An 18,372-nucleotide genomic window follows, 5' to 3' on the forward strand; every position below is an offset into this window, starting at 1 on the left:
AAGGAAACACGATGATCGAAGGCGTGATGAAGGAAGGCTTCATCACCACGAGTTACGACTCGGTGGTGAATTGGGCCAAGACGGGCTCGCTGTGGCCCATGACATTTGGTCTGGCCTGCTGCGCGGTCGAGATGATGCACGCTGCGGCGGCGCGTTACGACATTGGCCGCTTTGGCTCGGAGGTCTTCCGTGCCAGCCCCCGCCAGTCGGACCTGATGATTGTGGCCGGCACCCTGTGCAACAAGATGGCGCCCGCCATGCGCAAGGTCTATGACCAGATGTCCGAGCCGCGCTGGGTCATCTCCATGGGCTCGTGCGCCAATGGCGGCGGCTACTACCACTACAGCTATTCCGTGGTGCGTGGCTGCGACCGCATCGTGCCGGTCGATGTCTATGTGCCTGGCTGCCCCCCCACGGCGGAAGCCCTGATCTACGGCATCATCCAGCTGCAGCAGAAGATCCGCCGCACCCATACCATCGCTCGCGTCTAAGGGCTAGATGATGACTGCTATTGCGATTCACCCCGAAGTGCTTCGGGATGTGGTGGCTGCTGCCTTGGGCGACAAGGCGCGCAGCGTGACCGTGGCCCTGGGCGAGGTGACGGTCGAAGTATCCGCTGCCAACTATCTGGAGGCCATGCAGGTTCTGCACAGCGCCCCGGATTGCCGGTTCGAGGTCCTGGTGGACCTGTGTGGCGTGGACTATTCCACCTATGCAGAAGTCGGCCGCGAAGGGCCGCGCTTTGCCGTGGTGTCCCACCTGCTGTCGATCAGCCTGAACCAGCGCCTGCGCGTTCGCGTCTTCTGCACCGACGACGATTTTCCGGTGGTGGCTTCGGTCACTCCCATCTGGGCTGGCGCCAACTGGTTCGAGCGCGAGGCGTTCGACCTGTTCGGCATCGTCTTCGATGGCCATGACGACCTGCGCCGCATCCTGACCGACTACGGCTTCATCGGCCATCCCTTCCGCAAGGACTTCCCGCTGTCGGGCCATGTGGAGATGCGCTATGACCCCGAACAGCAGCGCGTGGTGTACCAGCCGGTCACCATCGAGCCCCGCGAGATCACGCCGCGGATCATCCGCGAAGACAACTACGGGGGCCTGCACTGAAGGCGCTGCAGGCGCCTTTTTGATGGACGACCATGGCTGAAATCAAGAACTATTCCCTGAACTTTGGTCCGCAGCACCCGGCAGCGCACGGCGTGCTGCGCCTGGTGCTGGAGCTCGACGGTGAAGTGGTGCAGCGTGCAGACCCGCACATCGGTCTGCTGCACCGCGCGACGGAAAAACTGGCAGAGAGCAAGACCTACATCCAGTCGCTGCCCTATATGGACCGGCTGGACTACGTGTCCATGATGTGCAACGAGCACGCCTACTGCCTGGCCATCGAGAAGCTGCTGGGCATCGAAGTGCCCATTCGCGCCCAGTACATCCGCGTGATGTATTCGGAGATCACCCGCATCATGAATCACCTGATGTGGCTGGGCTCCAGCGGCAACGATGCAGGCAGCTCCACGACGCTGATCTATACCTTCCGTGAGCGCGAAGACCTCATGGACATGTACGAGGCGGTCTCCGGCGCGCGCATGCACGCGGCCTATTTCCGTCCGGGCGGCGTCTACCGCGACCTGCCCGACACCATGCCGCAGTACAAGGCCAGCAAGGTGCGCAATGCGCGCTCGGTCGAGGCCATGAACCGCAACCGCCAGGGCTCGCTGCTGGACTTCATCGACGACTTCACGCAGCGCTTCCCCAAGTGCGCCGACGAGTACGAGACCCTGCTGACCGACAACCGCATCTGGAAGCAGCGCAACGTGGACATCGGCGTGGTGACGGCCGAGCGTGCCATGAACCTGGGCCTGACCGGCCCCATGCTGCGTGCCTCCGGCGTGGCCTGGGACATGCGCAAGTCGCAGCCCTACGAGGTCTATGACCGCATGGACTTCGACGTGCCCGTGGGCAAGACCGGCGACTGCTACGACCGCTATCTGGTGCGCGTGGCCGAAATGCGCCAGTCCAACCGCATCATCAAGCAGTGCGTGGACTGGCTGCGTGCCAACCCGGGCCCGGTGATCGTGGACAACCACAAGATCGCCCCGCCGCCGCGCGAAGGCATGAAGTCCAACATGGAAGAGCTGATCCACCACTTCAAGCTCTTCACCGAAGGTTTCCGCGTGCCCGAAGGCGAGGCTTACGCGGCCATCGAACACCCCAAGGGGGAGTTCGGCATCTACATCGTGAGCGACGGGGCCAACAAGCCCTACCGCCTGAAGATCCGTCCGCCGGGATTCGCCAATCTGTCCGCCATGGACGAACTGTGCCGAGGCCACATGCTGGCCGACGCCGTGATGGTGCTGAGTACCCTGGACATCGTGTTTGGAGACGTTGACCGATGATTACCGAAGCGACCAAGGAGCGCTTTGCGCGCGAGGTGGCCAAGTACCCGGCCGACCAGAAGCAGTCGGCCGTGATGGCCTGCCTGTCCATCGTGCAGCAGGAACAGGGCTGGGTCAGTCCCGAGAGCGAGGCCGTGATCGCCGAGTTCCTGGGCATGGCCGAGATCGCGGTGCACGAAGTCACCACGTTCTACAACATGTACAACCAGCGGCCGGTGGGCAAGTTCAAGCTGAACGTCTGCACCAACCTGCCCTGCCAGCTGCGCGACGGCTACAAGGCGCTGCACCATCTGGAATCCCGCCTGGGCATCAAGATGGGCGAGACCACGCCCGACGGCATGTTCACGCTGCAGCAGTCCGAGTGCCTGGGTGCCTGCGCGGATTCGCCGGTGATGCTGGTGAACGACCGCTGCATGTGCAGCTTCATGAGCAACGAAAAGCTCGACGAACTGATCGACGGCCTGCGCGCCGCGGAGGGCAAGGCATGAACGCCGCCGCACAATCGGTCCTGGCCAGGTTTGCCGCCTCGGGCAGCGAGACCTGCTTCCACGACCGCCACATCAATCCCCAGATCTATGCCGATCTGACCGGCGCCAACTGGTCCATCAAGGACTACGAGGCACGCGGCGGCTACCAGGCGCTGCGCAAGATCCTGGGCAAGGACGGCAGCGAAGGCCTGACGCAGGACCAGGTGATCGCCACCGTCAAGGAGTCGGGGCTGCGCGGCCGCGGCGGCGCAGGTTTCCCCACGGGCCTGAAGTGGAGCTTCATGCCCCGCCAGTTCCCGGGCCAGAAGCACCTGGTGTGCAACTCGGACGAAGGCGAGCCGGGCACCTGCAAGGACCGGGACATCCTGGTGCACAACCCCCACATCGTGATCGAGGGCATGATCATCGCGGCCTACGCGATGGGCATCTCCCTGGGCTACAACTACATCCACGGCGAAATCTTCGAGGCCTATGAGCGCTTCGAGGCCGCGCTGGAGGAAGCCCGCGCTGCCGGCTACCTGGGCGACAACATCATGGGCAGCAGCTTCAGCTTCCAGCTGCACGCGCACCATGGCTTCGGCGCCTACATCTGCGGCGAAGAGACTGCGCTGCTGGAGTCGCTGGAAGGCAAGAAGGGCCAGCCGCGCTTCAAGCCGCCGTTCCCGGCCAGCTTCGGCCTGTACGGCAAGCCCACCACCATCAACAACACCGAAACCTTTGCGGCCGTTCCCTGGATCATCCGCAACGGCGGTGCTGCGTACCTGGAGTGCGGCAAGCCCAACAATGGCGGCACCAAGATCTTCTCGGTCAGCGGCGACGTCAACCTGCCCGGCAACTACGAAGTGCCGCTGGGCACGCCCTTCAGCAAGCTGCTGGAGCTGGCGGGCGGCGTGCGCACGGGCCGCAAGCTCAAGGCCGTGATCCCCGGTGGATCGTCCTCGCCCGTGCTGCCGGCCGACATCATCATGGAATGCACGATGGACTACGACTCCATCGCCAAGGCCGGCTCCATGCTGGGCTCGGGCGCCGTGATCGTGATGGACGACTCGCGCGACATGGTCGAGAGCCTGCTGCGCCTGTCCTACTTCTACCAGCACGAGTCCTGCGGCCAGTGCACTCCCTGCCGCGAAGGCACGGGCTGGCTGTGGCGCGTGGTCAACCGAATCGAGCACGGCGAAGGCCGTCCTGAAGACATCGAGCTGTTGGACTCGGTGTCCGTGAACATCATGGGGCGCACGATCTGTGCGCTGGGCGATGCGGCAGCGATGCCGGTGCGCGCCATGATCAAGCACTTCCGCCACGAGTTTGAAGCGAAGATCCAGAACGCTTCCAAGCAGACGGTCCACGCCGCCTGATCGCGAGAAAAGCATATGGTTGAAATTGAACTGGACGGAAAGAAGGTGGAGGTCGCCGAGGGCTGCATGGTCATGCATGCAGCCGAGAAGGCAGGCACCTACATCCCGCATTTCTGCTACCACAAGAAACTTTCCATCGCCGCCAACTGCCGCATGTGCCTGGTGGACGTGGAAAAGGCCCCCAAGCCCATGCCCGCCTGCGCCACGCCCGTGACGCAGGGCATGATCGTGCGCACCAAGAGCGAGAAGGCGATCAAGGCACAGCAATCGGTGATGGAGTTCCTGCTCATCAATCACCCGCTGGACTGCCCGATCTGCGACCAGGGCGGCGAATGCCAGCTGCAGGATCTGGCCGTGGGCTACGGCAGCTCCGCCTCGCGCTACGAGGAAGAAAAGCGCGTGGTCTTCCACAAGGACGTGGGCCCGCTGATCTCCATGCAGGAGATGAGCCGCTGCATCCACTGCACCCGCTGCGTGCGCTTCGGACAGGAAGTGTCCGGCGTGATGGAGCTGGGCATGATCAACCGCGGCGAGCACTCCGAGATCACCACGGTGGTGGGCGATACGGTGGACTCCGAGCTGTCGGGCAACATGATCGACATCTGCCCCGTGGGCGCGCTGACCAGCAAGCCCTTCCGCTACAGCGCCCGCACCTGGGAGCTGTCGCGCCGCAAGTCGGTCTCGCCCCATGACTCCACGGGTGCCAACCTCATCGTCCAGGTCAAGAACCACAAGGTCCTGCGCGTCGTGCCCTTCGAGAACGAAGAGGTCAACGAGTGCTGGATCGCCGACCGCGACCGCTTCTCCTACGAAGCCCTGAACAGTGACGAACGCCTGACCCGCCCCATGCTCAAGCAGGGCGGTGAGTGGAAGGAAGTCGACTGGCAGACGGCCCTCGAATACGTGGCCAACGGCCTGCGCCAGATCAAGAACGACCATGGCGCCTCCGCCATCGGCGCGCTGGTCAGCCCGCACAGCACGCTGGAAGAGCTGTTCCTGGCAGGCAAGCTGGTGCGCGGCCTGGGCAGCGAGAACATCGACCATCGCCTGCGCAATGCCGAGTTCACCGCCGCCCAGGGCGTGCAGTGGCTGGGCACGCCCATCGCCTCGCTTTCCAAGCTGCAAGGCGTCCTGGTGCTCGGCTCCAACCTGCGCAAGGACCATCCGCTGTTCGCGCAGCGCATCCGCCAGGCGGCAAAGCAGGGCTGCACCGTGCTCGCCATCAATGAGCGTGTCTACGACTGGGCCATGCCGGTGACGGCGTCCATCGTGGCAGCCCCGGACTGGGCCCAGGCGCTGGCCGATGTGGCCGCCGCCGTGGCGCAGGAAAAGGGTGTTGCCGCTCCCGTGGCCGCCGCCGACGTGCATGCCGAGGCCCAGGCCATTGCCACCGCGCTGCTGCGCGGCGAGCGCAAGGCCATCTTGCTGGGCAATGCCGCTGCGCACCACGCACAGGCATCGACCCTGCTGTCGCTGGCCAACTGGATTGCCGAGCAGACCGGCGCCTCGGTCGGCTACCTGACCGAAGCCGCCAACACGGTGGGCGCGCAGTGGGTGGGCTCACAGCCTGCCGCTTCGGGCCTGAACGCAGGCCAGATGCTGGCCGGCGGCCTCAAGGCCGTGCTGCTGCTGAACAACGAACCCGTGTTCGACTCCGCTGCCGGCGCCCGCGCCGCAGAGGCACTGGGCAAGGCCGAGATGGTCGTGACCCTGAGCCCGTTCAAGGCCAACATGGAATTCAGCGACGTGCTGCTGCCCATCGCCCCGTTCACGGAAACCTCGGGCAGCTTCGTCAACGCCGAAGGCCGCCTGCAGAGCTTCCATGCCGTGGTCAAGCCGCTGGCCGAAGCCCGTCCGGGCTGGAAGGTGCTGCGCGTTCTGGCCAACCTGCTGGGCGTGCAGGGCGTGGACTACGAGACGTCGCAGGATGTGCTCGCAGCCGCCACCGCCGGCGCCACCAGCGTGCCGGCCAACCTGCTGGGCAATGGTGCGCCTGCCGTGAATTCCATCGCCAACGGCGCCGGCCATGCCGCGCCCGTGGTGGCCAGCATTTATCAGCTCGACAGCATCGTGCGCCGCGCGACGTCGCTGCAACTGACGGCAGATGCACGTCAGGCTCGTGAGGGAGGCGCCGCATGATTGACGCACTCAAGACGGCCGGTGCCGGCCTGATCGCCGCCCCCTGGTGGACCGACGTGGCCTGGCCCGTGCTCTGGATCCTGCTGGGCATCGTCGCCATCGTCGCCCCGCTGATGGGCGCCGTGGCCTACCTGACGCTGTGGGAGCGCAAGCTGCTGGGCTTCATGCAGGTTCGCATGGGTCCCAACCGCGTGGGTCCCTTCGGCCTGCTGCAGCCCCTGGCCGATGGCCTGAAGCTGCTGACCAAGGAACTGATCCAGCCCACGGCTGCCGCCAAGGGCCTGTTCTACGTGGGTCCCGTGATGGCCATCATGCCCGCCCTGGCGGCATGGGTGGCGATCCCCTTCGGCCCCGAAGTGGCGCTGGCCAACGTCAACGCCGGCCTGCTGCTGATCATGGCCATCACGTCCATCGAAGTCTATGGCGTGATCATTGCCGGCTGGGCCTCCAACTCCAAGTACGCCTTCCTGGGCGCGCTGCGCGCCTCGGCGCAGATGGTCAGCTACGAGATCGCGCTGGGCTTCTGCTTCCTGGTGGTGATCATGGTCACGGGCAGCATGAATCTGACGCAGATCGTGCTGAGCCAGGGCCAGGGCCAGTTCGCCAGCATGGGTGCCAGCGTCCTGTCGTGGAACTGGCTGCCGCTGCTGCCGATCTTCGTGGTGTACCTGATCTCGGCCGTGGCCGAGACCAACCGCCACCCCTTCGACGTGGTCGAAGGCGAAGCCGAAATCGTGGCCGGCCACATGGTCGAGTACTCGGGCATGGGCTTTGCCATCTTCTTCCTGGCCGAGTACGCCAGCATGTGGCTGGTGTCCATCCTGGCCGTGATCATGTTCCTGGGCGGCTGGCTGCCTCCGTTCGACTTCCTGTCGTTCATCCCCGGATGGATCTGGCTGGCGGCGAAGACTTTCCTGGTCGTGTCCATGTTCATCTGGATCCGTGCCACCTTCCCGCGCTTTCGCTATGACCAGATCATGCGTCTGGGCTGGAAGATCTTCATTCCCGTCACCCTGGTGTGGCTGGTCATCGTGGGTGGCTGGATGCACTCGCCTTGGAACATCTGGAACTGAGCGGAGCAAGAATGTCTGCGGTTGCTGCTACCCCATTTTCGATCAAAGATTTCTTCAAGAGCTTCATGCTCTGGGAACTGGCCAAGGGCATGGCCCTGACTGGCCGCTACACCTTCCGCCGCAAGGTCACGGTGCAGTTCCCCGAAGAAAAGACACCTCTGTCGCCGCGTTTTCGCGGACTGCACGCCCTGCGCCGTTATGACAACGGCGAAGAGCGCTGCATCGCCTGCAAGCTGTGCGAAGCGGTCTGCCCGGCCATGGCCATCACCATCGAGTCCGATGTGCGTGACGACGGCTCGCGCCGCACCACGCGCTACGACATCGACCTGACCAAGTGCATCTTCTGCGGCTTCTGCGAGGAAAGCTGCCCGGTGGATTCCATCGTCGAGACGCATATCTTCGAATACCACGGAGAAAAGCGCGGCGACCTGTACTTCACCAAGGACATGCTGCTGGCCGTTGGCGATCGCTACGAACCCGAGATTGCCGCCGCCAAGGCTGCGGACGCCAAGTACCGCTGAAGCGGCTCCTTGATCACTTGAAAAGATTCGATCCATGGACGCCAAAACTGGTTTCTTCTATCTGTTCTCGGTCGTGCTGCTGTTTGCAGCCTTCCGGGTCGTCACGGCGCGCAACCCCGTGCACGCCGTGCTCAACCTGATCCTGGCCTTCTCGCAGGCTGCCGGCATCTGGCTTTTGCTCAAGGCCGAGTTCCTGGGCGTGACCCTGGTGCTGGTCTACCTGGGCGCCGTGATGGTGCTGTTCCTGTTCGTGGTGATGATGCTGGACATCCGCATCGACGCCGTGCGCCAGGGCTTCTGGAAGCATTTCCCCTTCGCTGCCCTGATCGGCGCACTGATCGCCTTTGAAATGGGCATGGTGCTGATGGGCGGCTTCAGCGGTGTCGAGGAGCCCAAGGCCATTGCGGCCACGGTCAACGCTGCCGGCCAGACCGTGCAGTACTCCAACACCCAGGCCCTGGGCAAGCTGCTGTACACCGAATACCTGTACCCCGTCGAGATCGCTGCCGTGATCCTGCTGGTGGCGATGATCGCCGCCATCGCCCTGACCCTGCGCAAGCGCAAGGACAGCAAGGCAGTGAACCCGGCCCAGCAGATCCGCGTGCGCGCAAAGGATCGCCTCGAGCTGGTCAAGGTGCCGGTCACCCAGGCGCCGCAGGCACCGGCCGCCGAGGCAACCCCCGCCGTGGAGACAAAAGCATGACGCTGACTTTGGGCCATTACTTGACGCTGGGCGCCATGCTGTTCGCGCTCTCCGTCGTTGGCATTTTTCTGAACCGCAAGAACCTGATCGTGCTGCTGATGGCCATCGAGCTGATGCTCCTGGCCGTCAACATGAACTTCGTGGCCTTCTCCAGCTATCTGGGTGACATGCACGGACAGGTGTTCGTGTTCTTCATCCTGACAGTGGCAGCGGCCGAGTCGGCCATCGGTCTGGCGATCCTGGTGCTTCTGTTCCGCAACAAGACCAGCATCAATGCGGAAGATCTCAACTCCCTCAAGGGTTGAGTCCGCCGTAACTTGCAAGGTTCTTAAGAATGAGTCAAACACTCTCTGCATCCATGCTCCTGGCGGTGCCGCTGGCACCGCTGGCGGGTTCCGCGCTCGCGGGTATCTGGGGCACGGCCTTCGGCGGCAACAAGATCGGTCGCGGCGGCAGCCATTCCCTCACGATTTTGGGCGTGCTGATCGCCTTCATCCTGTCGGCCATCACCTTCAACAGCGTGATCTTCGACGGGGCGCGCTTCGACCAGTCCATCTACACCTGGATGGAAATCGGCGGGCTGAAGATGGAAGTCGGTTTCCTGATCGACAGCATCACGGCCATGATGATGTGCGTGGTGACCTTCGTGTCGCTGATGGTGCACATCTACACCATCGGCTACATGCAGGAAGATGACGGCTACAACCGTTTCTTCTCCTACATCTCGCTGTTCACCTTCTCCATGTTGATGCTCGTCATGAGCAACAACCTGCTGCAGCTGTTCTTCGGCTGGGAAGCCGTGGGCCTGGTGTCGTACCTGCTGATCGGCTTCTACTACAACAAGCCCTCGGCCATCTTCGCCAACATGAAGGCCTTCCTGGTCAACCGCGTGGGCGACTTCGGCTTCATCCTGGGCATCGGCCTGATCGCTGCCTACACGGGCACCATGAACTATGGCGAGATCTTCGCCAAGCTGCCCGAGATCCAGAACACCCTGCTGCCGGGCACCGGCTGGCTGCTGGTGACGGTGACGGCCATCTGCCTGTTCATCGGCGCCATGGGCAAGTCGGCCCAGTTCCCGCTGCATGCCTGGCTGCCCGATTCGATGGAAGGCCCGACCCCCATCTCGGCACTGATCCACGCCGCCACCATGGTGACGGCCGGCATCTTCATGGTCTCGCGCATGTCGCCGCTGTACGAGCTGTCGGACACCGCGCTGAGCTTCATCCTGGTGATCGGCTCCATCACGGCGCTGTTCATGGGCGTGCTGGGCATCATCCAGAACGACATCAAGCGCGTGATCGCGTACTCCACGCTGTCGCAGCTGGGCTACATGACCGTGGCCCTGGGCGCCTCGGCCTACTCGGTGGCCGTGTTCCACCTGATGACCCACGCCTTCTTCAAGGCCCTGCTGTTCCTTGGCGCCGGCTCGGTGATCATGGGCATGCACCACAACCAGGACATCCGCTGGATGGGCGGCGTGCGCAAGTACATGCCCATCACCTGGATCACGTTCCTGCTGGGCAACCTGGCGCTGATCGGCACGCCGTTCTTCTCGGGCTTCTACTCGAAGGACGCCATCATCGAGGCCGTGCATGCCACCAACCTGCCGGGTGCTGGCTTCGCCAATTTCGCGGTGCTGGCCGGCGTGTTCATCACGGCCTTCTACTCCTTCCGCCTGTACTTCATCGTCTTCCACGGCAAGGAGCGCTACGACCAGAATCCCGATGCGCACCACCATGGCCACGATGACCACCACGCCCATGACGACCACCACGGCCATGGCCACGATGCCAAGCCGCATGAGTCGCCACTGGTCGTGACCGGCCCGCTGATGCTGCTGGCCATCCCCTCGGTGGTGATCGGTGCCCTGGCACTGATGCCCATGCTGTTCGGTGATTTCTTCAAGGGCGTGATCCACGTCGATGGCAGCAAGCACGGCGCCATGGCCGAGCTGGCCGAGAAGATCCACGGCTGGGTGCCCATGGCGCTGCACGGCTTCACGGCCGCGCCGTTCTGGCTGGCACTGGCAGGCGTCGTCGTCTCCTACCTGTTCTACATGGTCAAGCCCGAAGTGCCTGCCGCCATCAAGTCGTCCATGCAGAAGATCGGTGTCTACCAGGCACTGGAAGGCAAGTACGGCGTGGACTGGGTCTACGAGAACATCTTCGCCCGCGGCGCACGCGCCTTCGGCAGCTTCTTCTGGAAGGTCGGCGACCAGGCCATCATCGATGGCGGCATCGTCAACGGCTCGTGGAAGCTCATCGGCCGCATCGGCCAGTGGGTGCGCAAGCTGCAGTCGGGCTATCTCTATCACTACGCGTTGGTCATGCTGCTGGGCGTGTTCGCTCTCATGACGTATTTCGTGTGGCTCAACAAGTAGTAGGGGAAGAACAAAAATGCATTGGTTGAGTCTTTCAATCTGGGTGCCGATCGCCTTCGGCGCCCTCCTGCTGGCCCTGGGCCGCGAGGATCAGGTCAAGGCAGTGCGCTGGCTGGCCCTGGTCGGCGCGCTGGCAGGCCTGGCCGTCACGCTGCCGCTGATACAGCAGTTCGACAACAGCACGGCTGCCATGCAGTTCGTGGAGAAGGCGCTGTGGATCGAGCGCTTCAACATCCACTACCACCTGGGCGTGGATGGCATCTCGTTCTGGTTCGTGCCGCTGACCGCCTTCATCACCGTGATCGTCGTGATCGCGTCGTGGGAGAACATCACCGAGCGCGTGAACCAGTACATGGGCGCCTTCCTGATCCTGTCCGGCCTGATGGTCGGCGTGTTCAGCGCGCTGGACGGCCTGCTGTTCTACGTGTTCTTCGAGGCCACGCTGATCCCGATGTACCTGATCATCGGCATCTGGGGCGGTCCCAACCGCATCTATGCGGCCTTCAAGTTCTTCCTGTACACGCTGATGGGTTCGCTGCTGACCCTGGTCGCCGTGATCTACCTGTACACCCAGTCGGGTGGCAGCTTCGAGATCCTCGACTGGCACAAGCTGCCGCTGTCCATGACGGCCCAGACGCTGATCTTCTTCGCCTTCTTCGCGGCCTTTGCCGTGAAGGTGCCGATGTGGCCGGTCCACACCTGGCTGCCCGACGTGCACGTGGAAGCGCCCACCGGCGGCTCCGCCGTGCTGGCCGCCATCATGCTGAAGCTGGGCGCCTACGGTTTCCTGCGCTTTTCCATGCCCATCGCACCCGATGCCTCGCACAAGTGGGCCTGGCTGGTCATCGCCCTGTCGCTGATCGCCGTGATCTACGTGGGCGTGGTCGCCCTGGTGCAAAAGGACATGAAGAAGCTGGTGGCCTACTCGTCCGTGGCCCACATGGGCTTCGTGACCCTGGGCTTCTTCATCTTCAATCCGCTGGGCATTGCCGGCGGCATCGTGCAGATGATTGCCCACGGCTTCGTGTCGGGCGCCATGTTCCTGTGCATCGGCGTGCTCTACGACCGCGTGCACTCGCGTGAAATCGCTTCCTACGGCGGCGTGGTCAACACCATGCCCAAGTTCGCGGCCTTCGCGCTGCTGTTCGCCATGGCCAACTGCGGCCTGCCCGCGACGGCCGGCTTCGTCGGCGAGTGGATGGTGATCCTGGGCGCCGTGCAATACAACTTCTGGATCGGCCTGGGCGCTGCCACGGCGCTGATCTTCGGCGCAGCCTATACGCTGTGGATGTACAAGCGCGTCTACCTGGGTCCTGTCACCAATGACAATGTGCGCGGCCTGACCGACATCGGCAACCGCGAGTTCCTGGTGCTGGGTCTGCTGGCCATCGCCGTGCTGTACATGGGCCTGTATCCCAGGCCCTTCACTGACGTGATGGATGTGTCCGTGGCCGAGCTGCTCAAGCATGTGGCCATGAGCAAGCTGCAGTGACCAGACTGAAACGAGAGAATCGAGATGATTGACAACATCAGCTGGCTGGCCATCTATCCGGAGATCCTTCTCCTGGTCATGGCCTGCGTGATCGCCCTGGTGGACCTGGGCGTCAAAAGCCCGCGCCGCACGGGCACCTATGTTCTGACACTGCTGACCCTGGGCGTGGTGGCCGTGCTGCAAGGCATGTATGCCTCCAGTGGCAACACGTTCTATGGCTGGGGCAACATGGTCGTCTCCGACGCCATGGGCAACTGGCTCAAGTGTTTCGCCACCGTGGCCATGATGGTCACCCTGGTCTACGGCCGACCCTATGCCGCCGACCGCGACATGCTGCGCGGCGGCGAGCTGTTCACGTTGGCCATGCTCGCGCTGCTGGGCATGTTCATCATGATCTCGGGCAACAACTTCCTGGTCATCTACCTGGGCCTGGAGCTGTTGACGCTGTCCAGCTACGCCCTGGTGGCGCTGCGCCGCGACCACACGGCTTCGGTCGAGGCCGCGATGAAGTACTTCGTGCTTGGCGCCATGGCCAGCGGCTTCCTGCTGTACGGCATGTCCATGCTCTACGGCGCGACCGGTTCGCTGGACATCGGCCAGGTGTTCAAGGCCATCAACTCGGGCGAAATCAAGCACCAGGTGCTGGTGTTCGGCCTGGTCTTCGTGGTCTCCGGCCTGGCCTTCAAGCTGGGCGTGGTTCCCTTCCACATGTGGGTCCCCGACGTGTACCAGGGCGCTCCCACGGCCATCACCACCATGATCGGTGGCGCGCCCAAGCTGGCGGCCTTCGCCATCGTCATCCGCCTGCTGGTGGACGGCCTGCTGCCGCTGGCCATCGACTGGCAGCAGATGCTGGCCGTGCTTGCCATTGCCTCTCTGCTGGTCGGCAACCTGGCCGGCCTGCAGCAGACCAACCTCAAGCGCATGCTGGCCTACTCGACCATCTCGCAGATGGGCTTCGTGCTGCTGGGCCTGATGTCGGGTGTGGTCGACGGCAAGGTCGATCCGGCCACCGTCGAGAACGCCTACAGCTCGGCCATGTTCTACGTGGTGACCTATGTGCTGACCACGCTGGCCGCCTTCGGCGTGATCCAGCTGCTGGCTCGCGAAGGCTTCGAGAGCGAAGAGGTCGCCGACTTTGCCGGCCTGAACCAGCGCAGCCCGCTGTATGCCGGCGTGATGGCGATCTGCCTGTTCTCCATGGCCGGCATTCCGCCCCTGGTCGGCTTCTACGCCAAGCTGTCGGTGCTGCAGGCGCTGGTGGCTTCGGGCCACAGCCTGTACATCGCCCTGGCCGTGTTCGCCGTGGTCATGTCGCTGATCGGTGCCTTCTACTACCTGCGCGTCGTCAAGGTCATGTACTTCGATGAGCCCATCACCGCCACCAGCGTTTCCGCTTCGCTGGACGTGCGCGTGGTGCTGACCCTCAATGGCGCCCTGGTGCTGGGTCTGGGCATCCTGCCCGGCGGCCTGATGGCCCTGTGCGCCGACGCCGTCGTGCGCGCCCTGGCTTCCTGATCCACTTTCCCTGTGCAGGGCCTTGCGCGCAAGGCCCTGCGGTGAGGACATCGGCTTGTCGCAAACCGCTTCGATCTGGCTCGTGATATTGGCTGCCCTTGTGGCAGCCAATTTGCCTTTCTTCAACCCCCGCTGGCTGCAGCTGGGGCCGCTGCGCACCCAGCGCAAGCCGCTGGCCCTGTGCCTGCTGGAGATGGTGCTGCTGTACTTCATCGTCGGCGGCGTGGCGCTGCTGCTGGAGCGCCGCGTGGGGCAGATTGCACCCCAGGGCTGGGAGTTCTATGCCATCACGGGGGCGTTGTTCCTGACACTGGCATTCCCGGGTTTCGTCTATCGTTTCCTGATTCACCGCCGCGGCTGAGGCCGCGGTGCCGGTTGCTTCATGGATGAGGGTGCGCGATGAAAGTGCTCGACCTCCATTGCCCGCAGGGCCACCTCTTCGAGGGCTGGTTCGCCTCGGAAGAGGATTTCCAGGGCCAGCTGCAGCGCCAGCTGGTGCTGTGCCCCGTCTGCGGCCACAGCGACATCACCAAGCGCCTGAGCGCCCCCCGCATCAATCTTGGCGCCAAGCCTGCAAGCTTGCCCCCGGCGGCGGCGGCAGAGCCTGCTGCAGCCGCCTCGGCCGCCAGCGCGGCAGCCGCTGCTTCAACGGCCATGCCGCCCCAGGCGCGTGAGCAATTGCAGGCCATGCAGGCCGCCTGGCTGCAGTGGTCGCGCAAGGTCGCGCAGCAGACCGAGGACGTGGGCGAACGCTTTGCCGATGAAGCCCGCCGCATGCACTATGGCGAGACCGAAGAGCGCGCCATCCGCGGCAAGGCGAGTCCCGAGCAGGCCATGCAATTGCTGGACGAAGGCATTGCCGTGGTTCCATTGGCCTTGCCGCAAGGCAGCAAGGAAACGCTGCAGTAACTTGCTCCGGGCACATGCTGTCTTGGCGGCGACAATTGCGCTCATGGCGATCGATCGCCAATTCCCATGCCAGGCAATCACCTGGTGCTATTAATTGAATAGCGCTTTGAGTCGCTTTGTCGCCATTCAATTGATGGGGCGACAAACCCAAGCATATCCGCGGCTTTTCGCATAGTGACTGAGCAGGCCACAGGGAGATTGCCCACCTGGGTGTTTCCCGTAAGGCAGCAGACATTGGTCGCTGTCTGCCAAGCCGCAAAAAGGGTAGTTTGCTATCTCTTTGGAAGCGCTCTGGCCTTCCGCGTGGGCGTCGCCGGGCCGAGGTGATGGAGAACCCTAGGGCCCGCCTGCAGCCGCGGCGCCTTGCAGCCCCGTGACTGCTTGATTATTTCAAGTGTGAGTGGTTGCTTCTTGTTTTTGCGGCGACTCGTCTTGATGCGCCATGCTGCAGTGCGGGGCAGGGCCTGTGCTTAGGAGCACCTACGTAGGCGTTTTCCCGCTGCGGTGCACAACGTCGGCAAGCCTACGATGCGTCCGACCCTGCACAACGCCCACCAGAGCCTCTGGCGACGCGTTGGCGGCTGGCAGCATCAACGGAGCAGGCGAAGCGCACATGAGCGACGTTATTCTCGAAACCCGGAACCTGACCAAAGAGTTCAAGGGATTTACGGCGGTGAGCAAGGTGGACCTTTCGGTGCGCCGCGGCTCCATCCATGCCTTGATCGGCCCCAATGGCGCAGGCAAGACCACCTGCTTCAATCTGCTGACCAAGTTCCTGGAGCCCACTTCCGGCACCATCCGTTTCAACGGCGAGGACATCACGCAGGAGGCGCCGGCGCAGATCGCGCGCCGTGGCGTGATCCGGTCCTTCCAGATCTCGGCCGTCTTCCCGCATTGCACGCTGCTGGAGAACGTGCGCATCGGCCTGCAGCGCAAGCTGGGCACCGAGTTCCATTTCTGGCGCAGCGAAAAAAGCCTGTCCATGCTCAATGACCGCGCCATGCAGCTGCTGTCCGAAGTCGGCCTGCAGGACCTGGCCGACGAGGTCACCGTCAACCTGCCCTATGGCCGCAAGCGCGCGCTGGAGATCGCCACCACGCTGGCCATGGAGCCCGAGCTGATGCTGCTGGACGAGCCCACCCAGGGCATGGGCCACGAAGACGTGGACCGCGTGACCCAGCTGATCAAGAAGGTCTCGGCAGGCCGCACGATTCTCATGGTGGAGCACAACATGAAGGTGATCTCCACCATCGCCGACCGCATCACGGTGCTGCAGCGCGGCGCCGTGCTGGCCGAGGGGCCATACGAGGAAGTTTCGCGCAACCCGCAAGTGATGGAAGCGTATATGGGCACCACCGACGGCCAGTTGCAGGGAGCGCATTGAGATGACTGCACCGGCATTGGAAATCAAGGGCCTGCAGGCCTGGTATGGCGAATCCCATGTGCTGCACGGCATGGACCTGGAGGTCCAGCCCGGCGAGGTAGTCACGCTGCTGGGGCGCAACGGCGCGGGCCGCACGTCCACGCTGCGCGCCATCATGGGGCTGACGGGCGCACGCAAGGGCTCGATCAGGATCAATGGCGTGGAGGCCATCCACCTGCCCACGCACCGCATTGCCCACCTGGGCGTGGGCTACTGCCCGGAAGAGCGCGGCATCTTCTCCAGCCTCTCGTGCGAGGAGAACCTGATGCTGCCGCCACCGCTCAAGACCGGCCAGCAGGGCATGAGCGTGGACGAGATCTACGCCATGTTCCCCAACCTGGCCGAGCGCCGCCACAGCCAGGGCACGCGCCTGTCGGGCGGCGAGCAGCAGATGCTGGCGGTGGCGCGCATTTTGCGTACCGGCGCGCGGCTGTTGCTGCTCGACGAGATCTCCGAAGGCCTGGCCCCCGTCATCGTGCAGGCGCTGGCCCGCATGATCACCATGCTGCGCACCAAGGGCTACACCGTGGTGATGGTGGAGCAGAACTTCCACTTCGCGGCGCCGCTGGCCGACCGCTTCTACGTGGTCGAGCACGGCCATGTGGTCGAGCGTTTCGGCGCGGCCGAGCTGCAGGCCAAGATGCCCGTGCTCAACGAACTGCTCGGAGTCTGACCCGGATATCCATCGTGGCTGGCGCCTGGGGCTCGCCGGCTGCATTCCTGCCATGGCCCTGTGACAAAAAACCCAAGACATCAACGCGAAGGAGACACCAATGAAAGCAAAACTGACCGCACTGTCGTGCATGCTGGCCGCCGCCGGCCTGGCCAGCCCGCTTGCCATGGCACAGGAGAAGGTGAAGATCGGCTTCGTGACCGACATGTCCAGCCTGTATGCGGACGTGGAAGGCAAGAACGCCGTCACCGCCATGCAGATGGCCATCGATGACTTCGGCGGCAAGGTGCTGGGCCAGCCCATCGAGCTGCTGAGCGCCGACCACCAGAACAAGGCCGACATCGCCGCCTCCAAGGTGCGCGAGTGGGTGGACACGCAGGGTATCTCGCTGGTGTTCAGCGGCACCAACTCCGGCACGGCCCTGGCGGTGTCGCAGGTGGCCAATGAGAAAAAGCGCGTGCACTTCAACAGCGGCGCAGGCTCGTCGGCGCTGACCAACGAGCAGTGCAATCCCTACACCGTGCACTACGCCTATGACACCGTGGCCCTGGCCAAGGGCACGGGCACGGCCGTGGTGGAGCGCGGCGGCAAGGACTGGTTCTTCCTGACGGCAGACTACGCCTTCGGCCACGCGCTGGAGAACGACACCACGGCGGTGATCAAGGCCAAGGGCGGCAAGGTGGTGGGCGGCGTCAAGCATCCGCTCAACGCCTCGGACTTCTCGTCCTTCCTGCTGCAGGCGCAGGCCTCCAAGGCCCAGATCCTGGGCCTGGCCAATGCCGGTGGCGACACCATCAACGCCATCAAGGCGGCCAAGGAATTCGGCATCAACAAGAGCATGAAGACCGTGGGCCTGCTGGTGTTCCTGACCGACATCCACAGCCTGGGCCTGAAGAACACCGAAGGCATGCAGTTCACCACCAGCTGGTACTGGGACCAGAACGACGCGGCGCGCAAGTTCGCCGAGCGCTTCTTTGCCAAGACCAAGCGCATGCCCACCTCCATCCAGGCCGCCGACTACTCGGCCGTGACCAGCTACCTCAAGGCCGTGCAGGCCGTGAAGTCCACGGATGCCGACAAGGTCATGGCCCATCTCAAGAGCACGCCCATCGACGACTTCTACGGCAAGGGCTCGATCCGTCCCGACGGCACCTTTGCCCACGACATGTACCTGGTCGAGGTCAAGAAGCCCGCCGAGTCCAAGAAGCCCTGGGACTACCTGAAGGTCGTGGCCACGCTGCCCGCCGACCAAGTCTGGACCACCAAGGCCGAGACCAAGTGCGCGCTGTGGAAGTAACG

General features: G+C 63.8%; 18 protein-coding genes. All 18 read left to right on the top strand.

The window, feature by feature from the left end:
- Nucleotides 1-11 precede the first annotated feature (11 nt).
- Nucleotides 12-491: a NuoB/complex I 20 kDa subunit family protein gene (locus DTS01S_RS05520; RefSeq protein WP_012206978.1), complete on the top strand. Its 480-nt coding sequence runs from the start codon at nucleotides 12-14 to the stop codon at nucleotides 489-491.
- A gap of 10 nt (nucleotides 492-501) precedes the next feature.
- A complete protein-coding gene (locus DTS01S_RS05525) occupies nucleotides 502-1,110 on the top strand; it encodes an NADH-quinone oxidoreductase subunit C (protein WP_026062051.1) in 609 nt (202 codons plus the stop codon).
- 32 nt (nucleotides 1,111-1,142) lie between these two features.
- The gene (locus DTS01S_RS05530; RefSeq protein ID WP_017404096.1) at nucleotides 1,143-2,396 is read left to right on the top strand and encodes an NADH-quinone oxidoreductase subunit D; all 1,254 of its coding nucleotides are present in this window, start codon (nucleotides 1,143-1,145) and stop codon (nucleotides 2,394-2,396) included.
- Nucleotides 2,393-2,884 carry an NADH-quinone oxidoreductase subunit NuoE gene (nuoE, locus tag DTS01S_RS05535; protein WP_016447709.1) on the top strand — a complete coding sequence of 164 codons (492 nt, stop codon included), beginning with the start codon at nucleotides 2,393-2,395 and terminating at the stop codon, nucleotides 2,882-2,884. Before DTS01S_RS05530 ends, nuoE begins: the two co-directional genes overlap by 4 nt.
- Entirely contained in the window at nucleotides 2,881-4,239 is a 1,359-nt protein-coding gene (gene nuoF, locus DTS01S_RS05540) for an NADH-quinone oxidoreductase subunit NuoF (protein ID WP_016447708.1), read from the top strand. Before nuoE ends, nuoF begins: the two co-directional genes overlap by 4 nt.
- Nucleotides 4,240-4,254: 15 nt before the next feature.
- The gene (nuoG, locus tag DTS01S_RS05545; protein ID WP_017404097.1) at nucleotides 4,255-6,378 is read left to right on the top strand and encodes an NADH-quinone oxidoreductase subunit NuoG; all 2,124 of its coding nucleotides are present in this window, start codon (nucleotides 4,255-4,257) and stop codon (nucleotides 6,376-6,378) included.
- Nucleotides 6,375-7,451, top strand: coding sequence for an NADH-quinone oxidoreductase subunit NuoH (gene nuoH, locus DTS01S_RS05550; protein ID WP_016447706.1), 1,077 nt, complete (start codon nucleotides 6,375-6,377; stop codon nucleotides 7,449-7,451). The genes nuoG and nuoH overlap by 4 nt, the downstream gene beginning before the upstream one ends.
- 11 nt (nucleotides 7,452-7,462) lie before the next feature.
- Nucleotides 7,463-7,972 (top strand): NADH-quinone oxidoreductase subunit NuoI, encoded by a 510-nt coding sequence (nuoI, locus tag DTS01S_RS05555; protein WP_016447705.1) that lies wholly within the window; start codon nucleotides 7,463-7,465, stop codon nucleotides 7,970-7,972.
- 34 nt (nucleotides 7,973-8,006) lie between these two features.
- Nucleotides 8,007-8,675 carry an NADH-quinone oxidoreductase subunit J gene (locus tag DTS01S_RS05560; RefSeq protein WP_012206970.1) on the top strand — a complete coding sequence of 223 codons (669 nt, stop codon included), beginning with the start codon at nucleotides 8,007-8,009 and terminating at the stop codon, nucleotides 8,673-8,675.
- Nucleotides 8,672-8,980 (top strand): NADH-quinone oxidoreductase subunit NuoK, encoded by a 309-nt coding sequence (gene nuoK, locus DTS01S_RS05565; RefSeq protein WP_016447704.1) that lies wholly within the window; start codon nucleotides 8,672-8,674, stop codon nucleotides 8,978-8,980. Before DTS01S_RS05560 ends, nuoK begins: the two co-directional genes overlap by 4 nt.
- A 29-nt stretch (nucleotides 8,981-9,009) precedes the next feature.
- Entirely contained in the window at nucleotides 9,010-11,058 is a 2,049-nt protein-coding gene (gene nuoL / locus DTS01S_RS05570) for an NADH-quinone oxidoreductase subunit L (RefSeq protein ID WP_026062052.1), read from the top strand.
- 16 nt (nucleotides 11,059-11,074) lie between these two features.
- Nucleotides 11,075-12,550 carry an NADH-quinone oxidoreductase subunit M gene (locus tag DTS01S_RS05575; RefSeq protein ID WP_026062053.1) on the top strand — a complete coding sequence of 492 codons (1,476 nt, stop codon included), beginning with the start codon at nucleotides 11,075-11,077 and terminating at the stop codon, nucleotides 12,548-12,550.
- A 24-nt stretch (nucleotides 12,551-12,574) separates the two neighbouring features.
- Complete coding sequence (gene nuoN / locus DTS01S_RS05580) at nucleotides 12,575-14,068, top strand: NADH-quinone oxidoreductase subunit NuoN (RefSeq protein WP_016447701.1); 1,494 nt, start codon at nucleotides 12,575-12,577, stop codon at nucleotides 14,066-14,068.
- Between the two features lie 55 nt (nucleotides 14,069-14,123).
- Nucleotides 14,124-14,429 carry a DUF2818 family protein gene (locus tag DTS01S_RS05585; protein ID WP_016447700.1) on the top strand — a complete coding sequence of 102 codons (306 nt, stop codon included), beginning with the start codon at nucleotides 14,124-14,126 and terminating at the stop codon, nucleotides 14,427-14,429.
- Between the two features lie 38 nt (nucleotides 14,430-14,467).
- Complete coding sequence (locus DTS01S_RS05590) at nucleotides 14,468-14,977, top strand: DUF1178 family protein (protein WP_017404101.1); 510 nt, start codon at nucleotides 14,468-14,470, stop codon at nucleotides 14,975-14,977.
- Nucleotides 14,978-15,590: 613 nt separating this feature from the next.
- Nucleotides 15,591-16,361: an ABC transporter ATP-binding protein gene (locus DTS01S_RS05595; protein ID WP_016447698.1), complete on the top strand. Its 771-nt coding sequence runs from the start codon at nucleotides 15,591-15,593 to the stop codon at nucleotides 16,359-16,361.
- Nucleotide 16,362: 1 nt separating this feature from the next.
- A complete protein-coding gene (locus tag DTS01S_RS05600) occupies nucleotides 16,363-17,073 on the top strand; it encodes an ABC transporter ATP-binding protein (protein WP_026062054.1) in 711 nt (236 codons plus the stop codon).
- Nucleotides 17,074-17,173: 100 nt separating this feature from the next.
- Nucleotides 17,174-18,370 carry an ABC transporter substrate-binding protein gene (locus DTS01S_RS05605; RefSeq protein WP_016447696.1) on the top strand — a complete coding sequence of 399 codons (1,197 nt, stop codon included), beginning with the start codon at nucleotides 17,174-17,176 and terminating at the stop codon, nucleotides 18,368-18,370.
- The last annotated feature ends 2 nt before the right edge of the window (nucleotides 18,371-18,372 follow it).

This window comes from Delftia tsuruhatensis NBRC 16741, assembly GCF_001571325.1.
Taxonomy (GTDB): Bacteria; Pseudomonadota; Gammaproteobacteria; order Burkholderiales; family Burkholderiaceae_C; genus Comamonas; species Comamonas tsuruhatensis.